The sequence below is a fragment of the Latilactobacillus parasakei genome (genome assembly GCF_049674265.1).
In the GTDB taxonomy this organism is placed as follows: domain Bacteria; phylum Bacillota; class Bacilli; order Lactobacillales; family Lactobacillaceae; genus Latilactobacillus; species Latilactobacillus sakei.
Map to the genome: position 1 here is coordinate 349231 of NZ_CP186861.1, position 25018 is coordinate 374248.

At 40.7% G+C, this 25018-nt stretch carries 26 protein-coding genes and 1 other RNA gene; 12 read left to right on the plus strand and 15 right to left on the minus strand.

Annotated elements, in window-relative coordinates:
* Window positions 1-112 precede the first annotated feature (112 nt).
* Window positions 113-2284 (plus strand): class 1b ribonucleoside-diphosphate reductase subunit alpha, encoded by a 2172-nt coding sequence (gene nrdE / locus ACPBEH_RS01735; RefSeq protein ID WP_424349488.1) that lies wholly within the window; start codon window positions 113-115, stop codon window positions 2282-2284.
* A 423-nt stretch (window positions 2285-2707) separates the two neighbouring features.
* A complete protein-coding gene (gene nrdF, locus ACPBEH_RS01740) occupies window positions 2708-3664 on the plus strand; it encodes a class 1b ribonucleoside-diphosphate reductase subunit beta (protein WP_011374642.1) in 957 nt (318 codons plus the stop codon).
* Window positions 3665-3730: 66 nt separating this feature from the next.
* On the opposite strand, the gene ACPBEH_RS01745 is transcribed toward nrdF, so the two are convergent.
* Window positions 3731-4237 carry a MarR family winged helix-turn-helix transcriptional regulator gene (locus ACPBEH_RS01745; protein WP_424349489.1) on the minus strand — a complete coding sequence of 169 codons (507 nt, stop codon included), beginning with the start codon at window positions 4235-4237 and terminating at the stop codon, window positions 3731-3733.
* 137 nt (window positions 4238-4374) lie between these two features.
* Here ACPBEH_RS01745 and ACPBEH_RS01750 point away from each other — a divergent pair, with 137 nt between their 5' ends.
* The 5 genes from ACPBEH_RS01750 (at window position 4375) to ACPBEH_RS01770 (ending at window position 8032) form a co-directional block, all read left to right on the plus strand.
* Window positions 4375-5316, plus strand: coding sequence for an ATP-binding cassette domain-containing protein (locus ACPBEH_RS01750; RefSeq protein ID WP_424349490.1), 942 nt, complete (start codon window positions 4375-4377; stop codon window positions 5314-5316).
* Between the two features lie 12 nt (window positions 5317-5328).
* On the plus strand, window positions 5329-6105 hold the full coding sequence (locus tag ACPBEH_RS01755; protein WP_424349491.1) for an ABC transporter permease: 777 nt from the start codon (window positions 5329-5331) through the stop codon (window positions 6103-6105).
* 108 nt (window positions 6106-6213) lie between these two features.
* Window positions 6214-6681: a DUF2975 domain-containing protein gene (locus ACPBEH_RS01760; protein ID WP_424349492.1), complete on the plus strand. Its 468-nt coding sequence runs from the start codon at window positions 6214-6216 to the stop codon at window positions 6679-6681.
* Between the two features lie 12 nt (window positions 6682-6693).
* Entirely contained in the window at window positions 6694-6900 is a 207-nt protein-coding gene (locus tag ACPBEH_RS01765) for a helix-turn-helix domain-containing protein (RefSeq protein ID WP_016265096.1), read from the plus strand.
* A 118-nt stretch (window positions 6901-7018) separates the two neighbouring features.
* Complete coding sequence (locus ACPBEH_RS01770) at window positions 7019-8032, plus strand: lipoate--protein ligase (RefSeq protein WP_016265095.1); 1014 nt, start codon at window positions 7019-7021, stop codon at window positions 8030-8032.
* A gap of 125 nt (window positions 8033-8157) precedes the next feature.
* Here the strand turns inward: ACPBEH_RS01770 and ACPBEH_RS01775 are convergent, their stop codons facing one another.
* The 4 genes from ACPBEH_RS01775 to ACPBEH_RS01790 all read right to left on the minus strand — a co-directional run bounded on the left by ACPBEH_RS01775 (window position 8158) and on the right by ACPBEH_RS01790 (window position 10968).
* Window positions 8158-8811: a B3/B4 domain-containing protein gene (locus ACPBEH_RS01775; protein WP_424349493.1), complete on the minus strand. Its 654-nt coding sequence runs from the start codon at window positions 8809-8811 to the stop codon at window positions 8158-8160.
* Window positions 8812-8992: 181 nt separating this feature from the next.
* On the minus strand, window positions 8993-9739 hold the full coding sequence (locus ACPBEH_RS01780; protein ID WP_424349494.1) for a hypothetical protein: 747 nt from the start codon (window positions 9737-9739) through the stop codon (window positions 8993-8995).
* Window positions 9732-10604 carry an ATP-binding cassette domain-containing protein gene (locus tag ACPBEH_RS01785; protein WP_424349495.1) on the minus strand — a complete coding sequence of 291 codons (873 nt, stop codon included), beginning with the start codon at window positions 10602-10604 and terminating at the stop codon, window positions 9732-9734. Before ACPBEH_RS01785 ends, ACPBEH_RS01780 begins: the two co-directional genes overlap by 8 nt.
* A complete protein-coding gene (locus tag ACPBEH_RS01790; RefSeq protein ID WP_061827002.1) occupies window positions 10597-10968 on the minus strand; it encodes a GntR family transcriptional regulator in 372 nt (123 codons plus the stop codon). Before ACPBEH_RS01790 ends, ACPBEH_RS01785 begins: the two co-directional genes overlap by 8 nt.
* 157 nt (window positions 10969-11125) lie before the next feature.
* On the opposite strand from ACPBEH_RS01790, the gene ACPBEH_RS01795 reads away from it, so the two are divergent.
* Entirely contained in the window at window positions 11126-11929 is an 804-nt protein-coding gene (locus tag ACPBEH_RS01795; protein ID WP_424349496.1) for a hypothetical protein, read from the plus strand.
* The gene (locus tag ACPBEH_RS01800) at window positions 11926-12681 is read left to right on the plus strand and encodes a DUF3307 domain-containing protein (RefSeq protein WP_424349497.1); all 756 of its coding nucleotides are present in this window, start codon (window positions 11926-11928) and stop codon (window positions 12679-12681) included. The genes ACPBEH_RS01795 and ACPBEH_RS01800 overlap by 4 nt, the downstream gene beginning before the upstream one ends.
* A gap of 232 nt (window positions 12682-12913) precedes the next feature.
* Here ACPBEH_RS01800 and ACPBEH_RS01805 read toward each other — a convergent pair whose 3' ends face one another.
* Both ACPBEH_RS01805 and ACPBEH_RS01810 read right to left on the minus strand, forming a co-directional pair.
* Window positions 12914-13954, minus strand: a complete 1041-nt coding sequence (locus ACPBEH_RS01805) for a zinc-binding dehydrogenase (RefSeq protein WP_424349498.1) — start codon at window positions 13952-13954, stop codon at window positions 12914-12916.
* A gap of 131 nt (window positions 13955-14085) precedes the next feature.
* Window positions 14086-14670, minus strand: coding sequence for a tyrosine-type recombinase/integrase (locus tag ACPBEH_RS01810; protein ID WP_011374626.1), 585 nt, complete (start codon window positions 14668-14670; stop codon window positions 14086-14088).
* A gap of 342 nt (window positions 14671-15012) precedes the next feature.
* Between ACPBEH_RS01810 and ACPBEH_RS01815 the strand changes: the two genes are divergently transcribed.
* The gene (locus tag ACPBEH_RS01815) at window positions 15013-15405 is read left to right on the plus strand and encodes a DUF1398 domain-containing protein (protein ID WP_424349499.1); all 393 of its coding nucleotides are present in this window, start codon (window positions 15013-15015) and stop codon (window positions 15403-15405) included.
* Between the two features lie 55 nt (window positions 15406-15460).
* Here ACPBEH_RS01815 and ACPBEH_RS01820 read toward each other — a convergent pair whose 3' ends face one another.
* From ACPBEH_RS01820 to ACPBEH_RS01840, 5 genes are all read right to left on the minus strand, one after another.
* Window positions 15461-16414 carry a phosphoglycerate dehydrogenase gene (locus ACPBEH_RS01820; protein WP_424349500.1) on the minus strand — a complete coding sequence of 318 codons (954 nt, stop codon included), beginning with the start codon at window positions 16412-16414 and terminating at the stop codon, window positions 15461-15463.
* 102 nt (window positions 16415-16516) lie between these two features.
* Window positions 16517-17668 (minus strand): THUMP domain-containing class I SAM-dependent RNA methyltransferase, encoded by a 1152-nt coding sequence (locus ACPBEH_RS01825; protein ID WP_424349501.1) that lies wholly within the window; start codon window positions 17666-17668, stop codon window positions 16517-16519.
* Window positions 17669-17746: 78 nt separating this feature from the next.
* Window positions 17747-18107, minus strand: an RNA gene (gene rnpB, locus ACPBEH_RS01830) — RNase P RNA component class B.
* Between the two features lie 50 nt (window positions 18108-18157).
* Complete coding sequence (gene gpsB / locus ACPBEH_RS01835; RefSeq protein WP_011374622.1) at window positions 18158-18538, minus strand: cell division regulator GpsB; 381 nt, start codon at window positions 18536-18538, stop codon at window positions 18158-18160.
* 79 nt (window positions 18539-18617) lie between these two features.
* Window positions 18618-19178: a DUF1273 domain-containing protein gene (locus tag ACPBEH_RS01840; RefSeq protein WP_016265078.1), complete on the minus strand. Its 561-nt coding sequence runs from the start codon at window positions 19176-19178 to the stop codon at window positions 18618-18620.
* A 75-nt stretch (window positions 19179-19253) separates the two neighbouring features.
* On the opposite strand from ACPBEH_RS01840, the gene recU reads away from it, so the two are divergent.
* Together recU and ACPBEH_RS01850 are read left to right on the plus strand one after the other, a co-directional pair.
* Entirely contained in the window at window positions 19254-19886 is a 633-nt protein-coding gene (recU, locus tag ACPBEH_RS01845) for a Holliday junction resolvase RecU (protein WP_424349502.1), read from the plus strand.
* 6 nt (window positions 19887-19892) lie between these two features.
* Window positions 19893-22187, plus strand: coding sequence for a PBP1A family penicillin-binding protein (locus ACPBEH_RS01850; protein WP_424349503.1), 2295 nt, complete (start codon window positions 19893-19895; stop codon window positions 22185-22187).
* Window positions 22188-22261: 74 nt separating this feature from the next.
* On the opposite strand, the gene nth is transcribed toward ACPBEH_RS01850, so the two are convergent.
* The 3 genes from nth to asnS all read right to left on the minus strand — a co-directional run bounded on the left by nth (window position 22262) and on the right by asnS (window position 24978).
* The gene (gene nth / locus ACPBEH_RS01855) at window positions 22262-22912 is read right to left on the minus strand and encodes an endonuclease III (protein WP_424349504.1); all 651 of its coding nucleotides are present in this window, start codon (window positions 22910-22912) and stop codon (window positions 22262-22264) included.
* 23 nt (window positions 22913-22935) lie between these two features.
* Window positions 22936-23559, minus strand: a complete 624-nt coding sequence (locus ACPBEH_RS01860; protein WP_011374617.1) for a DnaD domain protein — start codon at window positions 23557-23559, stop codon at window positions 22936-22938.
* Between the two features lie 120 nt (window positions 23560-23679).
* Window positions 23680-24978: an asparagine--tRNA ligase gene (gene asnS / locus ACPBEH_RS01865; RefSeq protein WP_076631860.1), complete on the minus strand. Its 1299-nt coding sequence runs from the start codon at window positions 24976-24978 to the stop codon at window positions 23680-23682.
* Window positions 24979-25018: the final 40 nt, after the last annotated feature.

Here is a 25018-nt window from a genome sequence, read left to right on the forward strand (position 1 = left end):
TCCTTAAAATAGGCATCTACGAGTGGGACCAACTCCTTGAAGAGTTGGTCTTCACTTTTTTTACACCCAAAATCGGGCATTTTATTAATTTTTTTAAGAAAGTGGTGCGCTAATGTCTTTAAAAGAGATTAAAACTGAAAACGTAACTTATTATGAATTGAATAACCAAATCAACATTCCGGTTAACGGTCAAATCCCCCTTCAAAAGGATCAAGAAGCACTAGAAGCCTTTTTAGAACAAAATGTGCAACCCAACATGGTGACTTTTAAATCACTACAAGATCGCTTGGATTACATGGTGGCTGAAAACTATTACGAAGCGGATTTTCTAAAGGCCTACTCAATCGATTTTATGGAACGCTTAAACCAATATTTAATCGATCAAGACTTTCATTTTAAATCTTTCATGGCAGCTTATAAGTTTTATGCGCAATACGCTCTTAAAACAAATGATAACGGCTTTTACTTAGAAGACTTTAAAGACCGGGTCTTCACCAATGCGCTCTATTTTGCGGATGGTGACGAAGAACTGGCAATGAGTGTTGCTGATGAAATGATCCATCAACGTTACCAACCAGCGACGCCGACCTTCTTAAATGCGGGACGTTCTCGTCGTGGTGAATTAGTGTCATGTTTCTTATTGCAAACAACCGACGATATGAATTCAATTGGCCGGACCATCAACTCTGCCCTTCAATTATCACGAATTGGTGGTGGCGTCGGGATTAGCCTGTCTAACTTGCGTGGTGCTGGTGATCCAATCAAAGGCATCGACGGTGCTGCAAGTGGTGTCTTACCTGTTATGAAATTATTAGAGGATTCATTCTCTTATTCCAACCAATTAGGGCAACGTCAAGGCGCTGGTGTTGTTTATCTGAACGTTTTTCATCCAGACGTCGTGGCTTTCTTGGGCGCTAAAAAAGAAAATGCGGACGAAAAATATCGGTTAAAGACTCTCTCACTCGGCTTAACGGTGCCAGATAAGTACTATGAATTAGTCAAAGAAGACGCTGATATGTATCTCTTCAGCCCATATAGTGTTGAGCGTGAATACGGCCAACCTTTCTCATATATCGATATTACGGCTGAATATGACAACTTAGTGGCAAACGATGCGATTAAGAAAACGAAAATTAAAGCCCGTGATTTAGAAAATGAAATTAGTAAGCTCCAACAAGAATCAGGCTACCCTTATATCGTGAATATCGATACGGCTAATAAAGCCAACCCAATTGACGGTAAAATTATCATGAGTAACCTTTGTTCTGAAGTCTTACAAGTGCAAACCCCTTCTCAAATTAACAATCGTCAAGAATATGACGTTTTAGGAACTGATATTAGCTGTAACTTAGGTTCAACTAATATTCCGAACATGATGACCTCTCCTGATTTTGGCCATTCAATTGAAACGATGGTTCGTTCATTAACTTATGTGACCGATCATTCTGATATCGATGTTGTCCCTTCTGTGGCACATGGGAACCAATTAGCCCACACAATCGGCTTAGGCGGCATGGGCTTGCACACCTACTTCGCTAAGAATCAAATGATGTACGGTTCAGAAGAATCAATCGACTTTACAAGCAATTACTTTATGTTATTGAACTACTGGACATTAGTTGCTTCAAACAAGATTGCTAAAGAACGTGGGATTACTTTTGATAATTTTGAAAACAGTAAGTACGCTGATGGTAGTTACTTTGATCAATACCTGAATACTGAATGGGCGCCTAAGACGGCTAAAGTCAAAGGATTATTCGACGGCGTCTTCATCCCGACCCAAGCAGACTGGGCCGCTTTGAAAGAAGCGATTATGCAAGACGGGTTATATCATCAAAACAGACTCGCAGTTGCACCTAATGGCTCAATCTCATATATTAACGATACTTCGGCTAGTCTCCAACCAATTGTCAACCGCGTTGAAGATCGCCAAGAAAAGAAAATTGGGACAATTTACTACCCAGCACCAGGTCTATCAAACGAAACGATGCCTTATTATGAATCAGCCTATGACATCGATATGCGTAAAGTAATCGACATCTATGCTGCTGCACAAAAACACGTTGATCAAGGGATGAGTATGACACTCTTCATGCGTTCAACAATTCCAGCTGGCTTATACGACTGGAAAGACGGTCGCACAGATAAGATGACCACTCGAGACCTTAACATCCTCAGAAACTACGCACACCACAAAGGCATTAAATCAATCTACTACATCCGAACATATACGGACGACGAAAACGAAGTCGGCGCAAACGCATGTGAAAGCTGCGTAATTTAAAAGAGTGCGCAATAAGCCGGGTATCTTCTGAGGATTAGCCTAGTCAGGTGAATGACCAACTTGTTGGTCGTTTGACAGACGTAGCTAACCGGAAGAAGATGGCTTATGGAGCACGTTTCAAAAAAAGAGTGCATTTGGTTGCGATCAGCAACTGAGCATTAATACAAAATTTCAAATAATCTTGGTTTTGGGATTATTTGAAATTTTAGATTAAGCGGAAGTTGTTGCAACCAAAAAGCACGTTTCAGAAATCAGAGTGCGTTAATTGGCGGTTAGCTTCCGAGCACTAGCTTAATCAGGCGGATTACCGACAAAGTCGGTGATTTGACTGATGTGGCTAGGCACAGGAAGCTGCCAATTAAAAGCACGTTTCCCCCAGCTGTTCCAAAGCTGGTCTACATACCTCAAAGGAGTTCATAGACGATGACAGAAAATTATCATGCAATTAATTGGAATCAGGTTGAAGATCAAATCGATAAAGCGACTTGGGAAAAGCTAACCGAACAATTTTGGTTAGATACACGAATTCCCCTTTCAAATGATTTAGATGACTGGCGGAGTTTACCAGACAATGAAAAATGGATTGTGGGTCACGTTTTCGGTGGCTTAACGCTACTTGATACGTTGCAATCACAAGACGGTATGGCGAGCTTAAAAGCCAATATCAGAACACCGCATGAAGAAGCTGTTTTGAATAACATCCAATTTATGGAATCAGTGCATGCTAAGAGTTATTCATCAATCTTTTCAACGTTAAATACGCCTAATGAAATTGATGAAATCTTTGATTGGACAAATACTAACGAATACTTGCAATACAAAGCCAATAAGATTAACAGTATCTATCAAAATGGCTCACCACTCCAACAAAAGATTGCCAGTGTTTTCCTAGAAACATTCCTCTTCTATTCTGGTTTCTACACTCCACTCTATTACTTAGGGAACAACAAATTGGCCAACGTTGCTGAAATCATTAAGTTGATCATCCGTGACGAATCTGTCCACGGGACTTACATCGGTTATAAATTCCAACTCGGTTTTAACGAATTAGCAAAAGCTGAACAAGAAGAACTTCAAAACTGGATGTACGATTTACTTTACGATCTTTATGCCAATGAAGAAAAGTACACCCATGAAGTTTACGATGGCACTGGCTGGACGGAAGAAGTCTTAACTTACCTCCGTTATAACGCCAATAAGGCCTTAATGAACTTAGGACAAGGCGCCCTCTTCCCAGATACAGCCGAAGATGTGAACCCCGTTGTCTTAAATGGGATGTCAACATCAACAGCGAACCATGATTTCTTCTCACAAGTTGGGAATGGTTACCGCTTGGGCAATGTTGAAGCCATGAATGACAGCGATTATGACTTCGATTAACAATAAATTCAACTAAAAAGCGAGCTTCACTAAGAAATTAGTGAGTCTCGCTTTTTTGAATGCCATTTATTTTTTGAATTGATTTAAGTACCGACTAGCCAATAACTTATGGAATTTAACGCCCAATGTAGGATTAGACGCGTCAATATCAGCATACATCGCTGTTGTGATTTTTGTCAGTAACGGTACGAGTTGATCTAGTTCTGCTTCAGAAAGTGCGTTCACAAAAGGTGGCACTTCTCGACTAGCGGATTCGATTTCCTGGCGACCAGCAGCGGTCAGATTTACTAAATTAACCCGCCGATCACTCGGCAACTTGGTCAAAGTGACCAATTCACGTTTAATAAGTTTCGCAACAAATTCACTGGTAGATTGTGGTGACATGCCTAAACGCGTGGCGAGTTCTCGTTGGGATAAGTGATCTTCATCAGCTAGTGCCAATAAGATTTTCCCCTGACCTTCGACAATCAGATGGGGCCGCGCTTGTTTGACGATATCATCATAGATTTTACTGAGTTGTTCATATTCGGCTAATTTACCAGCAACTAATTCTGCTTTGACGCTGTTTGTCATGTGTCATCTTCCCCTTTGTCTTTCATCCAGTATACACCATTCTAAAATTTGAAAATAGCAATCCTTGACATTTTAGTAAGGGGGCCTTACTATATTATTTAATCAGGTGACCTGATTAAATATGAGGAGGCACTAATATGCGTGAGGATAATGTCATTGAAGTCAGAAATGTTCAAAAAAAATTTGGTCAAAAGAAAGTCGTTCAAGATATTTCTTTCAATGTAAAAAAAGGCGAAATATTTGGCCTCTTAGGCCCAAATGGCGCTGGCAAAACGACCCTTTTAAAAATGATGACAACTTTATTACGCCCTAATGAGGGGCAGATTACGCTGAATGGATTTAATACACTAAGCCAAAGTCGCCAAGCACGCCAACAATTTAGCGTGACGAATCAAACGGCAGCGATTGATCAAGACTTAAGTGCACGTGATAATCTCCGTTTATTTGGACGGTTAAACGGGCTTAGCAGCCGAACCAGCCGGATTCGTGCAGACGAGTTACTGACGGCTTTTGATTTAACGCAATCGGCTAATCAAGCGTTGGCCACTTTTTCCGGTGGCATGCGACGCCGTTTAGACTTAGCAGTCAGTTTAGTGGGTCGTCCGAAGATTTTATTTTTGGATGAACCGACTACCGGTTTAGATCCTAGAACAAGAATTCAAATGTGGCAAGTAATTCAAGAATTGGTGGCCCAAGGATCAACTGTCTTTTTAACCACCCAATATTTAGAGGAAGCCGACCAATTTGCCAATCACATTGCACTTATTGATCACGGTCAACTTATCGCCAGTGGTACACCTAATGAATTAAAGCAAAAATTAGGTGGCTTACAACTTTCTTTAACCGTCACAGAGTTGGCGCAATTACCTCAAGCACGCGCAATTGTCCAGGACGTTTTAAAGCAACCAATCAGCGTTAGTGAACAGACACTAGTCAGCCCACTTGGTGGCGACGCTCTTCCAGCGATAACCGCAATATTAAATCAATTACAAATTGCTAAGATTACAATTAGTCATTTAAACCTTGAAACACCTTCATTAGATGATGTTTTCCTAAAAATGACGGTTGGTAAAAACTAAGGAGCTCAGATAATGAATACAAATATAATAAAACGTCATACTATACGTGATATTCTCACTTTAACCCACCGTAACTTATTAAAAACGCGCCACAATCCCGATAACGTCAGTGATGTGCTCATCCAACCGATTATCTTTACCCTATTGTTTGGCTATCTATTCGGCGGGGTCATCGCTGGTAGCGTTCACGCCTACTTACCGATGCTGGTTTCTGGTATTTTAGTTCAAAGCATCTTAAATGCAGCTTCTGGTTCTGGCCAACAATTACGAGAAGATATTAATAACGGCATCTTCGACCGTTTTAAAACATTACCGATTTCACCAATAGCACCACTGGCAGGGCAATTAGTAGGTGATATTTTGCGATTAGTGCTTTCTGGCGGAATGGCGATTCTCACAGCGGTGATAATGGGTTGGCGCCCCACCGTCAATCTGGGGGCACTGATCGGGGCATTACTACTGGCGGTCTTTATCGGCTGGTCAACTTCTTGGGTTTTTGCCTTAGTGGGTTTAATGGTTAAAAATGCAGAGCTGATTAGCAGCTTATCGATGATTATTATCCTCGTGTTAACGTTCTTATCGAACGCCTTTATTCCCATCAAAACGCTGCCCCACTTTTTACAGCCAGTCGTTAGGATTAATCCGGTCAGCACAACAATTACCGCTATTCGGACGATTTTAAACACTGGCAGTTGGAACAATACAGCGACAATGGTCCTTATCAGTGGTGCGCTGATTATCGCATTATTTATGCCATTGACGCTGTTGGCCTATCAACACCGCCAATAGTAATTATTAATAAAGTTCGAAGTTTATCGAAAAACGATAAAAATTAATTGTTTATCGATATTAAAATGTTATAATCAAGCTATTAATTCATTCAATGAGGTGTTTGATATGTTAAAAAAATGGCTTTTACGTTTAGCACTTTTAGGAATCGGCGCAGTCTTCTTTCTTTTTAGCTTTTTAGTTACCGTCCAGATAGTGACGGCAGCTAAATTAGACTATCCTTTTGAAATTATCACGTTGGTGCTGGCTGCTTATAGCGTGACGATTTGTGTGTGGGTTGCTTTATATGCGCTGCATCGCATTCTCAATACGATAGAACAACACCAAGTATTCGCGCCACAAACATTGCGCTACGTATCATCGATTAGAAATGCGGTCTTAATCGCAAGTTTTGCTAGTTTATTGTCACTTCCCTTTTTCTATCGGATTACGCAACTAGAAGATGCGCCGGGCTTGTTGTTACTTGGGATTGCGCTTATCTTCATTCCGTTTGCTTTGGCCATTCTGATGCAGATCGTTGAAGACCTATTTAAGAGTGCTATCGCGCTCCAGACGGAAAACGACCTCACAGTCTAAGGAGGATTTAAAATGCCAATTCGGGTTAATTTAGACGTCATTCTGGCCCAACGAAAGATGAGTGTCACTGAACTTTCACAAAAAGTTGAGATCACTATTGCCAACCTTTCAAACTTAAAGACGGAAAAGGCAAAAGCGATTCGCTTTTCGACATTAGAACGTCTTTGCCAAGCGCTTGACTGTCAGCCAGGCGACCTATTAGAATATGTAGATGATTAATAAAACCCGGATAAATAACCATTATCCGGGTTTTTTAGTAACTTTCTTTTTGTTAGTCCCTTTTTTTGAATCTGTAGTATAATGAAAAAGTAGTGAAAATGAAAGGGGTTTTATGCTGATGTATTACGTTGTTATGAAGTCAAATGATATTCGCCGTAACCTGGCCACCGAACAATATTTAATGAATCAAAAGAACTTTGATGAACCATTATTGCTTTTCTATATTGAAAAACCATGTATTATTGTGGGTCGGAATCAAAATACGTATGAAGAAATTAATCAAAAATACGTCGAAGATAATCACATTACGGTGACCCGCCGCTTATCTGGTGGTGGTGGTATTTATCAAGATCTCGGTAACCTCTGTTTTAGTTTCGTTGTCGATGCTGATTCAGAACAATTTGGGGATTTCAAATCCTTTACGCAACCAATCGTCGACGCACTTCACGAAATGGGCGCAACATCGGCTGAAGTCTCTGGCCGTAACGATATGTTAGTCGCTGGTAAGAAATTCTCTGGCAATGCGATGTATACCAAAAACGGCAAAACGTTCTCTCACGGGACCCTTTCATGGAACGTCGATCTAGATGTCCTCACACAAGCGTTGAACGTCCCTGCTGATAAGATTGCTTCTAAAGGCATCAAGTCCATTCGCCAGCGGGTAACTAATTTAAAAGACCACGTGAACCCTGAATATCAAAATATGTCGACCGAAGAATTTAGAGATGTCTTACTCTTGAACCTTTTTAATGCCAAAAGCTTACCAGAAATTGCCGATCGTGAATATCAATTAACGGCGGCAGATGAACAAGCCATCGACAAGATTTTCAATGATCTCTATAGTAACTGGGACTGGGTTTATGGCAAGTCACCTAAATCAACAATTCAAAAGCGGAAACACTTTGATTTTGGGACGATTGATGCTCGCTTATTGATCGAAAATGGTAAGATTGCCAACGTTAAATTCTACGGCGATTTCTTCGGTTCAGGTGATGCTAATGATTTAGCAGAAAAATTAGCCGGAACGATTTATGACCGTGAACACTTAGCAGCAGCCCTCGAACCAATTGACACAACGCCTTACTTTACAGGCATTCCTAAAACAGAATTAGTAGAATTATTAGCGCAATAAAAAAGGTGTGCCGTAACTCGGTTAACCGGAAAGCGTTGGCTGACAGAACACGTTTAGACTATAAAAGTTCAGATAAATAAAAGAGGCTGAGACAAAATTTACTTTTGTCTTAGCCTCTTTTTTATTTACGCGATGATTTCAGTTGTGATTTCTTCTGGGTTAAAGGCCGCCTGAAGAACAGTTTTAACGGCTTGTTCAATTACCGTTAATTGTGCTGGTGATTGTCCGAAAGCATAGACAACAAGCATCGCTTCTGTCGTTTCAGGCGCAATCATTGCGCGTGTGGAATCCGAAATTGGACTGCCAAACGCACCTTGTTGATCGACTAGTGTTGGAAAGTGACTGATATTAATCGCGCCCTTACCAATTCCAGCGTACTCGGCCCCTTCTTCAGCGACTTGATAACTGATTGGACCGTCGATTTTAGCTAAGTCGTAACTGCCAATCGGTAGTTGTAGCTTCAAAGAGAGATAATTATTCACATCAACTAACGCATTAATTTGATAGAGTCCCTGTCCTTTAACGACGCGGCGTAATAAACTATCCGAAGATGGGCGATGACGTGCTGCATCAAGACCGACTGCTTTATACGCTTTTTTCGTCGCAATAATGTTAGGCAACTCGCGAATCTGTTCGAGTGTTAAGTCGGCTTCAATCTCATTGAGTAGTGGTGTTAAAGTCGTGTTCCAGAATGCGGTATCCTTTTTAGAATTAGTGAATCCAAATGTTGCGGTTACCAATTGTGCTTGCTCTAAGTTTGCTTGTTTAGTGATTGTCATGTGTAAATCCTCCAATTTGTGTTAAATGCACGGAATTAGCGGATTGTTGGGACATCACATTCAAATAATGGGGCTAAAAACATGAGACAACCTCCCTGGAAAATAGAATAATTATTAGTATAACAATTGAGGCTGAAATTGCAACCACGTAAAAAGTCCCGCACAAAGGCGAGACAATTGACTAACGCGCTACTTTTTTTAATCTAAACGTAATCCGTCTAGTTTGCATGAAGTATTGGCAAATGCCGGCGATAATGAGTGGTGCAACAATACTGGTCAAAGTGCTAATCCAAAAATTTGGCTGATCGAAGGTAATTTTAATCGCCGATACGACATTCGCTTGTTCGAAATTAACGAAGAAATAATCGGTCCAATCTGGAAGCATGCGAGTAATGATTGGTGTAATATAACGTTCATAAACCGTGGCGATAATTAACCATGCTGCAAATAGGAAAACCCAGGCTTTGCGTTCAAATAAGGTAATGAAGCTACTGATTGCTAGACCTTGGGCAATGAACGTCCATACGACAAGAATAAATGCCACGGTAATGTGTGGATCTAACAGGTTAATTTTAATACCGGCAAATATTTGATTATGAATCGCGATTGGATATAAGATTGCAAACGTCACCAGTTGACTACTAAAGAGACTAACTAATTGTGTTAGAAAGCTAATTTTTCTCGGAATCCCATTTAAAATGGCAAAATTAAAAGCTTTTCGAGTGGTTGTAAATGACTGAACGACCAATGTGATTTGACTCAGGAATAATAAACCTGTCACAATTGTGAGACCAAAGTTGCCAAAGTCAATGCCCTTCTTTATGAAGATAAGGGCAACGACGACCATTCCACCGAAAAATCCTACGGCAACCATCGTCAGTGTTTTCCAAATGGCGGTCAGGCGGTACCGCATCATTGCATTAAACATGTGCTTCACTTCCTTTATTCGTTAATTTAATGAAGGTTTCTTGTAAATCGATATGTTCAATTGTTAGACGATCCGGAATAATCCGTTCTGTTGGTAACGTATCATAAAGATAAACCGTATATAACGTCCCCATTTGTTGGCTATCTAAGACATTTAAGTCGGTACAGTATTTTCGGACGAGTTCTTCGGGACCGCTGACACGGTAACTCTTAGCGAGGACGTTTTCCAAATCATCATCGACGATTAATTGGGTGTCATTTAAGACCAAGACGTGTTCGACTAAGGTCGCGATTTCTTCGATGATATGAGTCGCAACGACAAATGTTCGTGGCCGACTCTCATAGGCTTGCAAAATATACCGGTATAAGAGACTACGGTAGTTAGCATCCAGTCCAAGCACTGGTTCATCTAGAAAAACATATTCCGCTGGGACACAAAGCGCGACAATTGTTTTAAAAATCGTCCGATAGCCGGTTGAAAGTTGATTGAGCTTCTTTTTCGGACTCAAGTCAAACGCAGTCAGCATTTCTTCGGCTAATTCATGATCAAATGACCCTTGAAGTAAGGCGGTATTCTTAATAATTGTCTTTAATTTATCATCTTTATTGAAGAGATTGATTTCAGACATGAGGTAAATCGCCTGTAAGGGATGATCGCGCCCCGTTAAGACCGTATCGCCCCATTTGATCTCACCCAAGGATGCGGTTTGATGGTTAGCCAGGATACTTAATAAGGTACTCTTCCCGACACCGTTGCGGCCGAGTAATCCGTAAATCGTGTTTGGTTTAAGCGTTAAGTTGATGTCATCGAGGACGACTTGGTTTCCGAATTGTTTAATCAACTGTATGGTTTGTAAGTTAGGCATGGTCGTAGCCCCTTTCGATTAGTCCAATCAGATCATTTTTAGATAAGTTCAGTTGTTGTGCTTCAGTGATGAATTGGGCAACATAGTGTTCAAAAAATTCTGATTGCCGTTTTTCAGTAATTTGTGCGGGTGCGCTTGGTGTGACAAACATACCGAGTCCTCTTTTCTTTTCGATTAAGCCGCTGGCAACCAGTTGATTCATTCCTTTGAGTACCGTGGCTGGATTGATGTTGAATTGTCTGGAAATTTCAGTTGTCGATGGGATTTGACTGCCGGGGGGAAAGACCCCGGTAAAAATGCCCTCTTCAATCTGTTCGGCGATCTGCCGATAGAGTGGTGAATCGTTATTAAATTCAAAAAGCATCCGGAACACCTCCGTTTCGTTGATTGGTTAGTTACTTATGTAGTTAACTATAACACTAACGTATAAAATCGCAAGTTTTACAGTTAAACATTTGATTTTAAGGGTATATTTAGCTATTATGTACTTATAATCAAATGTTTTTCAAAGGAGGTTCATCATGCAAGCTGCTTATTGTTTTATCGATCTAGTTGGTAGTCGGACAAATTTTACCGATCAGGCTCAGATTTTAACCTTGTTACAACATCTGCAGGAAAAACTGAATGACCGTTTTCCGGATTTACTTACTCCTTTCATGGTAAAAGATGGTGATGGGTTATTAGGTGGTTTTCAAGCCACGGACCAGGCACAGTTGGCAGATTTATTTGTGTTTTGTAATGCCTATTTACGAAGTGTGGCGTTTAGACAATTCTGGCAGCCGTTTTTTGGGGCAACAGACCTGCCGGAATTTTATTTTGGCGTTGGCTTAGGGAAATTAGTCACAGTTGAAAAAACAGATTATCAAGACGTTAATCGCGTAAATGGTTCGGCAATTGTTAATGCCTTGACTGCAGTTGATCAGGCAAAACGCCTAATGCAAGGGGCAACTTTACCCCTCGGCTATCCGTTTTCGACCTCTCTTTTTAAGTGGCAATTAGTTACTGATCAGGCTGCAGAAACTGCCAATGGCGTCAGTGCCCTTCTTTATTTAATTTATGAACGGCTATTAAATACGAAACTGCGAAAAGAGGCGTTTGCCCTACTTTATGCGCAACCGAACTTGAAACGCTATCAGCTGGCCCAAATTTTATGGGAAGCATACGGTAATCAGACTTACCAGGTGGATTATACGCAGCAAAAAGAGCGTGCTATCGCTTCTAGTAAAATTAGCCGCCTACTCAATCAGATGGATTATCCCCTCATTGAACAGACATTAACAACGGTTCGAGCGCAATTAATGAGCTTAGCGGAGGTGAACGTATGACATTATTTGCGATTTTGCTATTGGCCCATTTCTTGACGGATTTTTTAATCCAATCCGATCAAATGGCCAGTTGCAAGCGTTCAACGAAATTGGCCGTTAAATGGTACCCATTATTGGGACACGCGTTGACCCAAGTGCCAATAGTGATTGGCACTTGGTTAATCGGCACGCTACTACGTTTCGCAAACTGGCCTTCGCTTGAAACGTTCGGCATTAGCTTAATAATCGTCGTCCTAACGCATTGGCTAATCGACGTCACTAAACAGAATTGCCAACCCATTTTAAAACGTGCTTTACACTTGAATCCCAAACAAGTCCCTCTAATCAGTTACCTTTTGGATCAAATTTTACATCTACTTGTGATTGTCATTGTTAGTCAACTATTGGGGACTAATTGGCAATCAACCACGATTAACCGCTGGTTGTTAGCCGCAAGTGTGATAATTGCGACATTATATTTTGCCGATTATTTCATCAGCCTATTTTTAAAAAGTTTAGATTTAAACACGGAACGGTTACCAGACCGGGTGCAGTTGGGGCGGCATATCGGTCGCTTAGAACGTTTAGCGATTCTGTTATTATGCTATACCAATAACGTTGCAAGTATCGCAGTCGTCGTCGCAATCAAAGCCCTCACGCGGTTTCGCGCCATTGAAGCGAATGAACACCACTTTGCAGAATATTATTTAATCGGTAGTTTATTAAGTCTTATCTTTGGTTGCTTAGGTGGTTATTTACTTAAACTTATTTAAAAATACATAAAAAGCCGTTCGGATAATGCTATCCGAACGGCTTTTTTGAGCTATATTAGCGTGTGAGTCGCTGATGTCGATCAACGAAATAGTAAGTAAGACCATATATGAGAATCATAACTGGCCGGTAATCATTGAAAAATGGGATTTTAATCCAGAAGCTAAGCAGTAATAAAATGACAAAAATTAAACTAATTAACCGGAAAATCATGCAACCATTCCTTCCCAATGATTAATCGCTAATCACTAATAATGACTTAATAGCTTGGCGTTGATCCATTGCTTCGTAAGCGGCTTGAATATCATCTAAAGTAAAGCGTTGCGTGAAGACCTTACCAGGATTGATTTCACCCTTTAAAACAGCGTCGAGTAATCGTGTTTTATCATGAGTTGTGACGGCCGCAATCCCACCACGGAGGCCGATGTTCTTACGGAATAAGACATTGGTATTCATCTCTGCCTTTTGTGGAATGCCAACGCGCCCAATAACAGCACCCGCGCCAGCCACGGCTACAGCTGTTGCAACGGATTGTTCAGTCCCAACACATTCTAAGACGGCGTTAGCCCCAGCGTTGTCAGTTAGTGCCATCACTTTTGCAACAGCTTCGTCCCCACGTTCAGCAACAATATCAGTTGCGCCAAATGATAGTGCTAATTTTTGGCGGTCTTCATGACGACTCATGGCGATAATCCGTTTTGCCCCTAATAATTTAGCACCGATCACACCACATAAACCAACCGCACCATCTCCCATGACGACCACTGTGTCACCAGGTTTAACTTCAGCAGAAATAGCAGCGTGATAGCCAGTTGCCATGACGTCAGAAAGTGTTAAGAGGTTGTTTAACATCTCGTCCGAATAATCAGCTGGTTGGCCAGGGATTTTAACCAGGCCCCAATTAGCGTTGGTATAACGGAGGAATTCACCTTGATAACCACCATTGCCGCCGCCTTCTTGGTTTGTACAATCACCATCGAAGCCAGCTAAACAAGCAGCGCAGTGTCCGCAACCATGTGTAAATGGGACAATTACAAAATCTCCAGCTTTAATATCAGTCACTGCTTCACCAACGGATTCAACAACCCCAATTGCTTCATGCCCGACTAGTGAACCTGATTCGCGTTTTGAAAGGCCGCGATACCACCATAAATCAGAGCCACAGACGCAAGCCCGAATAATCCGAATAACGGCATCTGTCTTCTTTTCGATGGTTGGTTTCGGTACCTCGGTAATCACCATTTTTCCTGGTTCAATAAAAGTTGCTGCTTTCATAAAAACATCTCCCAAAATTTTTTTGAACGTGTTTCTTCCTATTATATAGCGAAATTTATAAACACAATTACAACTTATATAATTGATATCTCTACTATACACCTTGAAGCTCACTTTAAGGCAAGCCTTTTTTAAAGGCCGATCGCCAATTGTTGTTTCTTACTTAAAACTTCATCTTGGGTAATCCCGATATAATGCAAGGTTGTTTCCTGCGTTGAATGGCCAAAATCAATCATTAATGACCGCACATCACCAAATTGTTTGTAGAACCAATACCCGTAAGTTTTGCGCATTGTATGTGTACCGATATCATTGCGACCGAGTTTTTTACCAGCTTCGGTTAACATACGGTAAACGCCATTAACTGTAATGTGACTATCACCGACGCGACTCCCAAATAACCAGTCGTTACCAGTCAGTTCATTATTTTGAATATATAAACTAATGTAAGGTCGCAAACTGGTTAAACTAATTTGACGCCACTTACCCGTTTTTTGTTCGACGATGACGGGGTTGTCTTCGATCACGTCTTTCACTTTTAATTGGACAATATCAGAACAACGTAAACCGGTATTGATACCTAACAAAAAAAGTAAATAATTCCGACTACCCATTTGGGAGTGTCGTAAGATCACTTTCATGTCCTCAATCTCGTCTTTGGTCCTTAAAGGCTGTACGTTTAATTTTTTGCCTTTTTTAGTTCGTGATTTTCGCATTAAAATTCCGTCCTTTTGACCGCATTCTTTTTACTTATATCATTATAAACCATGCGGTCGTATTTTGCACCCCCAACTATCGTTGATTTAAAGGGATTCCGAGCGCATTCTTTCTACCAAAAGCGTGCGCTCATACCACTAAATACTAAAAGTGTCCCAAAGACCGGTCTAATCACGTTTAAAACACATCAATCGCGAGAGACGCATTTTAAGCGCATTTCAGATTAACTAACGGACAAGTGGTCGTCAAAACGTCTCAAATTACGGATTTAAAAAAGCCGGTTTTACTTGTCCAAAACGGGCAATTGTTGTACGCTAAAAAGAAAAATAGAAATGAGATTAATGATGTTAAATTATGAAGCAATTCAAAAAGCGGTCGATGCTGAACAGAATGCTGGTGACTTTCCAAAATTAATACAGTCCTTTAAAAAACTGGGTGTCCTTAAATATGATTACCTTGTTGAACCCGGAAAATATCGTTATTACGATAATGATGGTTATCTTGATTTGAAGATGAATGGTGTGCCACAAAAAGTTGCCCTTAAAAGTAATGCCACTCAAATTAAAGCAGCTGTCAAAAAAGCGCAGTCTGGCCAAATAACGTTTGAAATATTTTGTGAATTAGCTGCAGCTGCCGGCATTATTTATTGGCGAAGCGATTTAACTCAAAAAATTGTCAGTTATTACGATCGAGCAGATAACTGTTTATTAGCGGAACCAATTCCTGGTCTATAAAAATTTAACCACAAAAATAAGACTTAACACTGTATCAGTGTTAAGTCTTATTTTTTTAGTAACCAGCCGATAAATCAACTTGGTTAACAGTGAGTTGCCCGTCCGTTAAGAAGACTGGTAAATTCTGTTCGAAGATTCTAAAGAGCCGTTCATGAATATCTGGAATGTAACCCGAGATATGTGGTGTGATCACTAAATTGGTTGTCGTCCAAAGTGGTGATGTTTCTGGTAATGGTTCAGTTTGTGCAACATCAATTGCGGCCCCTGCGAGATGGCCGTTATTCAACTGTGCCATGAGCGCCGTCTCATCAATTGAAGCGCCACGACCTAGGTTGAAGAAGTAATGCCCTTCACCCATTGCATTAAAGAATGCTGTATCGAAAAAGTTTTCCGTTTCCGGCGTTAACGGCATTACGTTCACAACGAAATCCGCATCAGCTAATTTCGTTTGATAATCTTGATCCGTTAAAATTTCGTCAAACGCATCGCGTTTTTCACCATGACGATTAATCCCGATGGTTTTTAACCCCAACGCTTTAGCGTAAACAGCAATCTGATGACCGATTTGGCCGGTACCAAAGACCATAATTGTTCGGTGCTCAAGGGTTTCGGTCGCGCGCCCAATTTCATGGTGTCGCCATTCCTTGTTAGCTTGAGAACTCAAACTTTGACGAATACCGCGAGTGAAATATAAAATATAACTCATCACGGTTTGTGCAATCGGAACAGCGTGCATACCCTTGGCATTTGAAACGATAATGCTTTGTTCACTCAATGTTGCTAATGGTAAATAGTCAACACCAGAACTAGCTGCTTGAATCCATTTCAAGCGATGATTTGGGGTTGCCAAAATTTTAGGCCCCACCACTTTATTCCAACCAAACATAATATCGATGGTTGCCAATTGTTCGGGTTGTACGTCGGCCAAATTAATAATGGTTAACCCTTGTTGCTGTAAATCTTCTACGTGTTGTTCAGGAATTGGTTCTGCTGCTAATATGACTGTCAAGTCGATCCCTCACCTTATTATTGAAGTAATCTTAATTATAATGGATTTTGGGCAAATAAAAAAGCATTTACCCCGATATAATGGGAAAATGCTTTAAATTTCTTATTTTTCGGTTTTTTCAGCACGTGGCCATACTGGACGACCCCAATATTGGAATAAATCAGTCTGAATCCGACCATTATAAAGTTTACGACGTTTTGTTGCACGTTGGCCGAAAGATTCTTGGAATTGTAAATCACTTGTTAAAATGTATTTACTCCAAGTTTTCAATGAACGATAAGTATCGCCCATTTCTTTATACAATACCCGCGCTTGAGTTTGATCACTCAAACGTTTACCGTATGGTGGGTTAGCAATGATGACCCCGTTCGTTAAATCTGTTTTAAAATCTTTAACAGCTAATTGTTTAAACTGAATATCATGTAAGACACCAGCTTCATTAGCGTTCAACTTAGCGATATCAACCATATTTTGGTCAATATCATAGCCGAAGATTTCAAGTTCTTGATCCGGTTTTTCTTGTGCTTTAGCATCAGCCTTCGCATCAGCTAAAACAGTAGCGTCAATCCAGTCAAAGTCTTCAAAAGCAAACTTACGGTGCATACCAGGCGCGATATTACGACCAATTAAGGCCGCTTCGATCGCAATTGTACCTGAACCAGTGGTTGGATCAACAAACGGCATATCTGGTTGCCAACGACTGAGGAGAATTAATGAGGCCGCGAAGTTTTCCTTCAATGGCGCTTCCCCTTTTTCAAGACGGTAACCACGTTTGAATAAACTAGGACCGGTTGTGTCTAAGCTAATTGTCACCATATCTTTTAAGATGCTGACTTCTAGTGGATAGACAGAACCGGTTTCAGCTAAACGCGTCCGACGGTGATAAACAGTACTTAACTTATCAACAATCGCTTTTTTAGTGATGGCTTGGACATCTGGTTCACTATGGAGTGTTGAACGCACAGAACGACCAGCTACTGGAAAGGCAGCGTCTAGTGGTAAATATTGATCCCATGGCAAAGCTTTCACTTGTTCAAAAAGATCATCGAACGTTTTTGCTTCGAATTGACCGATGGCAATCTTCACACGATCGGCACTGCGTAACCAAAGGTTAATCTTGGCGATATCTGCCAAGTCACCTTCGAAATAAACCCGACCGTTATCTGAACGCGTTTCGTAGCCTAAATTCTGTAGTTCTTTAGCCGTAATGGATTCGATACCACTTGCCATTGTAGCGTATAGTTGGTAAGTCATTTTTTAAAGATCCCCTTAGGAAATTATTTTTTAAATAAAAAGAGCTTGGGCAAAAGCCCAAGCCACCTGTTTGTAAACCTCTATAGGCCATGTTTTGTTCCAGAACTTCCCCAGGAAGAAAGCTCCTTCAGTAATCATCTATCTGTTCTTTCGAACTCTCATTTTTAGTTCATTTCCATAAATGAGACGCCCCTACCAAAGTTTGGGTTACTCGCTCGCGGGGTTTACCTCGTTCCATCGTTTGGGTTTCCCCAAACGCTCCGTCACTGTGGCACTATTTAAGGATATTAACGCATGACCGAAGTTTTAGCGCTTTTTCCGCCGTTACCATTAAGGTACCCTGGCTTATTGGGCCAGGCACGAACACTACAAGCATCTCAGCCTGTGCGGGCATGGACCTTCCTCAGCCTACTGATGTAGACCGCGATTACTCAAGATTTACAAATGTTAATCAATGTATATTATTATAGTACATCTTAAGCGATTTGTCTAATCAAATTGTGAATGATTTTGAACTCTTGTTTGAGCGGCACCATTTTGGTCACTTAACTTAGCACCAAATACGTGACGTTCAAGATTTGATAAACGTTTCAAAATATCATAGTTAGTTGCTGCTGAAGCCTGTTGTGGCTTGACTTCTTTAACACTGTCAGAAGCACTTAGTTGACGATTAAGTTCTTCAACCTTGTTAAATAAGCGGGTATTATCGGCCGTTAAACGATCGATATTTTCTTGATAAGTTTGGTAATCTTTAATCACTAAATCTAAATAACCGTCGACTTCTTCAGGATCATAGCCGCGCATCTTTGACTTAAATTCTTTTTTCAAAATTTCAGTTGGGTTTAATTCGATTTCTAATTGATTATCCATTTTGACACCTCATTTATAATAAATATACCATAAATCCCATTATAGCAAAGTTATTAAAGTTATTAAAGAATTAAAAGCCCTAAAAGGCTTGATTCTCTAACTCCGCCAACTCGTTTGCTAAATCTTGCAGTTCAAAAAAATCGACCTGATTATTGGGATACTCATGTTGTTCTTGATAGGTCTCAATTGCTTTAGCATCGTATTCTGGTTTACCAGGCGCTTCACGATCATAGTACAATAATGCACCATCCGTATGAGTCAACATAAACTGTTGATATTGGCGCAACTGTTGGGGCCCAGAATACGGGGCTTTAATGACGGGTTCGCAAAAGTCGACCTGGGCTTTTAACGTCATCAATGTACCCTGATTTTGTTCGTTCCACTGTTGACCAAAATCACTAAACGGTAGCATCATCGCAACCTTTAATTCAGGATAATCTATTTTAAGTTCCTGTGCAACTTGAATCCCCCACTGTTCGATACCCATCTGGCCCCCGGTAATAAGCCATTCTAAGCCATCATCGAGGTAATTATTAAGTTGCTTTTTTAAAGAATATTTAATAACTTTAAGTTTCTCATCGGAATCGCCAAAAACACCGAGTTCATAGCTTCGATAGCCGGTTAACCATAGTCGTTTCAATTGTCAGTCCTCCACCTAATGATTTTAAATTTGAGTGAATATTGCTATAATAGTTTCACAGGAGTGTGATTCTTGATGGCCTTTCATTATCCAAACGGACAGCCCTACTCAAATCATGAAACAAAACAACCTAAAAAGCAAGGGCGACATACTAGTCCAACCACCTTATATGGTAAACGCGGTATGTCATTAGAAGAAGAAATCAACGATAGCAATCAATACTATCGACTACGTGATGCTGCGGTTATCTATAAGAAACCCACCCCTATTCAAATTGTTAAGGTTGATTACCCAGCGCGTAGTCAAGCTGTTATTAAGGAAGCCTACTTTAAGCAAGCTTCAACCACCGATTATAACGGTATCTATCAGGGACACTATGTGGATTTTGAAGCGAAGGAAACTAAGAATAAAACGTCATTTCCATTCCAAAACTTTCATCAACATCAAATTGATCATTTCAGAGCTTGCTTACAACAAGGTGGGGTTTGTTTTGTGATTATGAAGTTCGTCCCATTGCAACGTTTATTTGTGTATCCGGCAAGTTTATTGATTACACAATGGGATAATCAAGCAACTGGTGGTCGGAAATCAATTCCACTAGCGGCGATCGTTACCGATGGGTTTGAAATTCAGTATCAATTAAACCCAAGTATTCCCTATTTAGAGGCCGTCGATCAATTAATCGCACGCCACCACAAAGGAGTTTAAATTAACATGTCTGCCAATCAAACAGGTAACACACGTGTCACAAGACACCAGAAACCGGCCAAAAAGCGTACTAAGTCGCTATTTGGCCGTATTATCAAATGGGGCTTATTGGCCCTCTTTGCACTAATTATCGCGGGGATTGGCTTATTTGCATACTATGCAAAAGATGCCCCCGAGATTACACAGGATAAATTGCAAAATGGTAATGCAACTGTTCTTTATGACAGTAACAACAAAGCCTTTAAGCGATTAGGCGCTGCTAATCAGACTTATGCTAGCAGCGATCAAATCCCACAAACGTTAAAAGATGCCGTCGTTTCAATCGAAGATCGGCGCTTTTATAAGGAGAAATTTGGGATCGATCCAGTCCGAATCGCATCGGCGGCCTTTGCTAACATTACTGGACACTCTTCGCTAGGTTTACAAGGTGGGAGTACTTTAACGCAACAATTAATCAAGTTATCGGTCTTTTCAACAAAAAATAGCGATCAAACCTTCAAACGTAAAGCACAAGAAGCTTGGTTGGCCGTTCAAGTTGAACGGCAGTATTCTAAAGATCAAATTTTGGAATATTATATGAATAAAGTTTACTTGAATAATGGTGTTTATGGTATGCAAACAGCTGCCAAGTACTATTACGATAAGACGTTAAAACAATTGAGTCTCCCACAATTAGCATTGATTGCTGGTATGCCACAGTCCCCTGCTAATTACGATCCCTATGCACATCCAGATCAAGCAAAGACGCGTCGTGATTTAGTACTCGATGCCTTGCAACGAAACAATAAGATTTCCGAAGCAGAAGCAACTGAAGCTAAAGCTGTTCCGATTAACACTGGGTTAGTCGCACAAAAATCTGAAACCAATGAATCAACGAACGCTAAAGCAACTGATGCCTATGTTAAGGAAGTTATCTCAGACCTCAAGAAAAAAGGCTATGATCCTTATAAAGACGGCTTAAAAGTTTATACCAATATTGATATGGATGCGCAAAAGAAGTTATATGATACCGTCAATGACGATACAACCGTCCAGTTCCCTGATGATAAGATGCAAACAGCTGTAACGATTACTAACCCTAACAACGGTAAGATTGTTGCGATGATTGGTGGCCGTAAAACTGGCGATGTCCAGTTAGGCTATAACCGGGCGGTCTCATCTGGTCGTAGTAATGGGTCTTCTATGAAACCAATGATGGACTTTGCACCAGCGATTGAATATCTCAATTATTCAACGGCTCAAAAACTACAAGATACAGCCTATATTTATCCAGGTACCAACATTCAACTTCACGATTTTGATAACCGCTACCTGGGGACAATTACAGCCCGTAATGCGTTAGCTAATTCTCGAAACGTCCCCGCAATTCGCTTATTAGAAGATGTTGGTATGACGCGTGCGCGTAAATTTGTTAAAGGTTTAGGGATTACGATTCCTGAAGATACCGGCCTTGCTTATGGGATTGGTGGGAATGTTTCTACCTTAGAAGAATCTGCTGCCTATAGCGCTTTTGCCAATGGTGGAACTTATTACAAACCAACTTACATCAATAAAGTTGAAACTGCAGATGGCGTCACCCATAATTACAACTCTGAAGGCTCTGACGCGATGAAAGATTCAACGGCCTACATGATGACTGATATGATGAAAGACGTCATCAAGAACGGTTCTGGGACGTTAGCACAGATCTCAGGATTACATCAAGCTGGTAAGACCGGGACAACCGATTATTCAAGTGAAGAATTAGCCAAATCAGGACTCAGTTCAGACCTTGCGAAAGATAGTTGGTTTGCCGGCTACACGAAACATTACTCCATTACTGTTTGGACGGGTTACGACAAGCCGCTCGAAAATGGGTTAACGATGGAAGAACGAAACATTGCGGCTTACATTTACCGCGCAATGATGGTTTACCTCTCACAAAATGTTTCAAATACGGATTGGACGATGCCTAGTTCAGTTCAAGCTAAAACGATTGCCGGTGTTAGAGAGCTCTTCGTTAAAGGAACGACAGCGACAGTTGCGGAGGACTCAACAAGCTCTTCTTATTCATCAACACACAGCGTGATTGAATCTCAAACACCTTCAATTTCAGTTCAAAGCTCAAGTCAAAGTGTTGCTTCTTCTGAAAGCAGTGTATCGGAAAGTAGCAGTTCTGTTGAATCAAGTTCAAGCGTGTCATCAGCACCAAGCGAATCCTCTTCAACAGTCACCTCTTCTTCTGAAGCACCAGCTAGTTCGTCAAGTGCACCGACAACAAGTCAGTCGACGAGCCAACCCTCAATAACAACCTCGCACTAATCAAATAGCCTGATTGTCGCTCTCTTAAGAGTTCGGACAATCAGGCTATTTTTTTCTTAAAATTACTAACTCCGTTAACCACGTTCTTGAAGTATTCGTTGCCCTGCCGGACAGATACTTAATAACGGACACTGATTACACTTGGGGTTCCGTGCTGTACAGACTTGCCGACCAAATAAAATTAACGTGTGGTGGGCTTGGACCCATTCTTTTTTGGGGAGCTTTGTTTGAAAGTCAGTTTCAATTTGGCGCACAGAGGCGTTTTCAGCACTAATCGTTAATCGCTTGGCAATTCGACTAACATGCGTATCAACAGCAAATGATGGTACATTAAACGCGTCGCCTAAGACAACATTGGCGGTCTTTCGGCCGACACCGGCTAATTGCTCGAGTTCAGCATGGGTTTGCGGGACTTCACCACCAAAATCCGTGATTAACTGCTGACAACAAGTGCGGATATGTTTAGCTTTATTGTGATATAAACCAATTGAACGGATATCAGCTTCGATTGCGGTTAGATTTGCGATCGCAAAACTGGCTGGCGTTGGAAAATGTTCAAAAAGTTGTGGTGTTACTTTATTGACTGATACATCGGTCGCCTGCGCACTTAACATCACCGCAATCAATAATTGAAATGGACTGTCCGCAATTAAGGCCCCCTTTGCATCGGGAATCAGCTCGTACAGTTGTGTCATGGCCCATCTTGTTTTTGCTTTTGATAACATGTTCAACTACCTCCCTTATCAGATTAACGTCGTGGATGTGCTTTTTGATACGCTTGTAAATCTTCTTTGGTTTGGATATTTTGTTTTTGCCAATTCAATAGAATTTTATCGACATATTTAAGTGAATAAACTTGGTTTAAGACTGCTTCGCGGACTGCGAGCTGTATCAACTCAGCCGAATAATGATCCAAATCCAACCAATTTGAGATGATTTCGGATTCAAGTGGCGATAATGGCCGCCCAAAGGTTTGCTCAATTTGGTTAAAGACGGATAGGCGCTGATTGGTTTCTTGCGAATTTAATGCTGCCTGATTTTGTTGGACAGCTAGGACACTGAGTTTGGATAATGCTGGTGTTAGATCATAATGATCAACTGGCTGTCCTTGTTCATTAACGGTTGAGTTCAACGTGATAATTTTCTTCTTAAGCAATTGGTGGATCAACTCATAAATTTGCGTTGGCGCCAATCCCATCCGTTCACCAATCACCGCTAAGTCTGGAAAAGTATCCCCTTGGCTGGCAAAATCACTCAGTTGTAAATAGACAACCAGTTCGTCAGAAGACATTCTGAGCGTCTGGTAATGTTGTAATAATAAGCGCGACACGCTGAGCTGACCGCCCTCTATAAATGCCGTTAATTCGTTCATATACTAGCCTTCTTTTTGGAAAATGATTACTTCTATTGTAACGGGTTTTGAGAAAATAAAAAAGCATGTCGGTCAATAATTGACGACATGCTTTTAAAATGCACTTTTTCAAAATTTAATTTATGGTTTGATTCTGTTAATCATTCGTGGGAATGGAATAGCTTCACGTAAATGATCGATACCACAAATCCATGTGATTGCGCGTTCAAGGCCTAAACCGAAACCAGAATGTGGCACTGATCCGTAACGACGTAAATCTAGGTACCATTGATATTCTTCAATATCTAAGCCCATTGATTTGATTTCAGCCTCTAATTTATCGAAGTCAGTTTCACGCTCACTACCACCGATAATTTCACCGTAACCTTCTGGTGCTAATAAATCAGCACATAAGTAGACATCATCACGTGTTGGATGTGGCTTCATGTAGAAAGGTTTGATGGCTTTAGGGTAGTTTAAAATGAAGACAGGTTGTTCGAATTGATCAGATAAGTAAGTTTCATCTGGTGCACCGAAATCATCGCCCCATTTAATATCGAAGTCAGCTGCTTGTAACATTTCAACAGCCTTATCGTATGAAATACGTGGATATGGTGTTTGTGTGTACTTCTTCAATTGATCAATATCACGGTCCAATAATTTTAATTCATAGGCACAGTGATCGATAACGTTTTGAACAAGGTAAGCCACGTATTTTTCTTGGACTTCAAGACTTTCATCTTGTTCCATGAAGGCCATTTCTGGTTCAATCATCCAGAATTCAGTCAAATGACGACGTGTTTTTGATTTTTCAGCACGGAAAACAGGTCCGAAGGTAAAGACTTTACCAAAGGCCATTGCACCAGCTTCTGCGTATAATTGACCACTTTGTGTCAAGTAAGCATCGTTGTCGAAGTATTCGATGTGGAATAATTCAGTTGTGCCTTCAGGTGCACTACCCGTTAAGATTGGTGGGTCCATCTTCATGAAGCCTTCTTGATTGAAGAATTCATAAGAAGCACGAATGATTTCATTTCTGATCTTCATAATCGCAAATGGGCGTTTTGAACGTAACCATAAGTGACGGTGATCTAATAAGAATTCAATCCCATGTTCCTTAGGTGTAATTGGGTATTCACTACTGTCACCAATTAATTCAATATTTGAGACTTCAATTTCGTAACCGAAATGTGAACGTGTATCTTCATGAATCACACCTGTAATCCACATACTTGATTCTTGTTTAACATCTTTAGCCAATTGGAAGACTTCTTCACTTACTTGGCTCTTAACAACAACCCCTTGGAAAAAGGCTGAACCATCGCGCAATTGTAAGAATGAAATCTTACCGCTTGAACGCTTATCGGTTAACCAAACGCCGATTTTGACTTCTTCATCGACATGGTCTTTAGCGTCAATAATACTGATTTTTTTAACCATATACTCTGTCTCCTTATGCTGACTTAATTTAACTTAAACA

What these genes read in the sequence shown, in the direction of transcription:
- ACPBEH_RS01825 (WP_424349501.1), bottom strand. Translation starts at nt 17,668, where the DNA reads ATGACTTACCAACTATACGCTACAATGGCAAGTGGTATCGAATCCATT.
- ACPBEH_RS01780 (WP_424349494.1), bottom strand. Translation starts at nt 9,739, where the DNA reads ATGTTTAATGCAATGATGCGGTACCGCCTGACCGCCATTTGGAAAACA.
- asnS (WP_076631860.1), bottom strand. Translation starts at nt 24,978, where the DNA reads ATGGTTAAAAAAATCAGTATTATTGACGCTAAAGACCATGTCGATGAA.
- ACPBEH_RS01745 (WP_424349489.1), bottom strand. Translation starts at nt 4,237, where the DNA reads ATGACAAACAGCGTCAAAGCAGAATTAGTTGCTGGTAAATTAGCCGAA.
- ACPBEH_RS01860 (WP_011374617.1), bottom strand. Translation starts at nt 23,559, where the DNA reads ATGAACGAATTAACGGCATTTATAGAGGGCGGTCAGCTCAGCGTGTCG.
- ACPBEH_RS01755 (WP_424349491.1), top strand. Translation starts at nt 5,329, where the DNA reads ATGAATACAAATATAATAAAACGTCATACTATACGTGATATTCTCACT.
- ACPBEH_RS01750 (WP_424349490.1), top strand. Translation starts at nt 4,375, where the DNA reads ATGCGTGAGGATAATGTCATTGAAGTCAGAAATGTTCAAAAAAAATTT.
- nrdF (WP_011374642.1), top strand. Translation starts at nt 2,708, where the DNA reads ATGACAGAAAATTATCATGCAATTAATTGGAATCAGGTTGAAGATCAA.
- ACPBEH_RS01775 (WP_424349493.1), bottom strand. Translation starts at nt 8,811, where the DNA reads ATGACAATCACTAAACAAGCAAACTTAGAGCAAGCACAATTGGTAACC.
- ACPBEH_RS01810 (WP_011374626.1), bottom strand. Translation starts at nt 14,670, where the DNA reads ATGCGAAAATCACGAACTAAAAAAGGCAAAAAATTAAACGTACAGCCT.
- ACPBEH_RS01805 (WP_424349498.1), bottom strand. Translation starts at nt 13,954, where the DNA reads ATGAAAGCAGCAACTTTTATTGAACCAGGAAAAATGGTGATTACCGAG.
- ACPBEH_RS01785 (WP_424349495.1), bottom strand. Translation starts at nt 10,604, where the DNA reads ATGCCTAACTTACAAACCATACAGTTGATTAAACAATTCGGAAACCAA.
- ACPBEH_RS01765 (WP_016265096.1), top strand. Translation starts at nt 6,694, where the DNA reads ATGCCAATTCGGGTTAATTTAGACGTCATTCTGGCCCAACGAAAGATG.
- ACPBEH_RS01795 (WP_424349496.1), top strand. Translation starts at nt 11,126, where the DNA reads ATGCAAGCTGCTTATTGTTTTATCGATCTAGTTGGTAGTCGGACAAAT.
- ACPBEH_RS01800 (WP_424349497.1), top strand. Translation starts at nt 11,926, where the DNA reads ATGACATTATTTGCGATTTTGCTATTGGCCCATTTCTTGACGGATTTT.
- nrdE (WP_424349488.1), top strand. Translation starts at nt 113, where the DNA reads ATGTCTTTAAAAGAGATTAAAACTGAAAACGTAACTTATTATGAATTG.
- ACPBEH_RS01815 (WP_424349499.1), top strand. Translation starts at nt 15,013, where the DNA reads ATGATGTTAAATTATGAAGCAATTCAAAAAGCGGTCGATGCTGAACAG.
- ACPBEH_RS01770 (WP_016265095.1), top strand. Translation starts at nt 7,019, where the DNA reads ATGTATTACGTTGTTATGAAGTCAAATGATATTCGCCGTAACCTGGCC.
- nth (WP_424349504.1), bottom strand. Translation starts at nt 22,912, where the DNA reads ATGTTATCAAAAGCAAAAACAAGATGGGCCATGACACAACTGTACGAG.
- recU (WP_424349502.1), top strand. Translation starts at nt 19,254, where the DNA reads ATGGCCTTTCATTATCCAAACGGACAGCCCTACTCAAATCATGAAACA.
- gpsB (WP_011374622.1), bottom strand. Translation starts at nt 18,538, where the DNA reads ATGGATAATCAATTAGAAATCGAATTAAACCCAACTGAAATTTTGAAA.
- ACPBEH_RS01760 (WP_424349492.1), top strand. Translation starts at nt 6,214, where the DNA reads ATGTTAAAAAAATGGCTTTTACGTTTAGCACTTTTAGGAATCGGCGCA.
- ACPBEH_RS01850 (WP_424349503.1), top strand. Translation starts at nt 19,893, where the DNA reads ATGTCTGCCAATCAAACAGGTAACACACGTGTCACAAGACACCAGAAA.
- ACPBEH_RS01790 (WP_061827002.1), bottom strand. Translation starts at nt 10,968, where the DNA reads ATGCTTTTTGAATTTAATAACGATTCACCACTCTATCGGCAGATCGCC.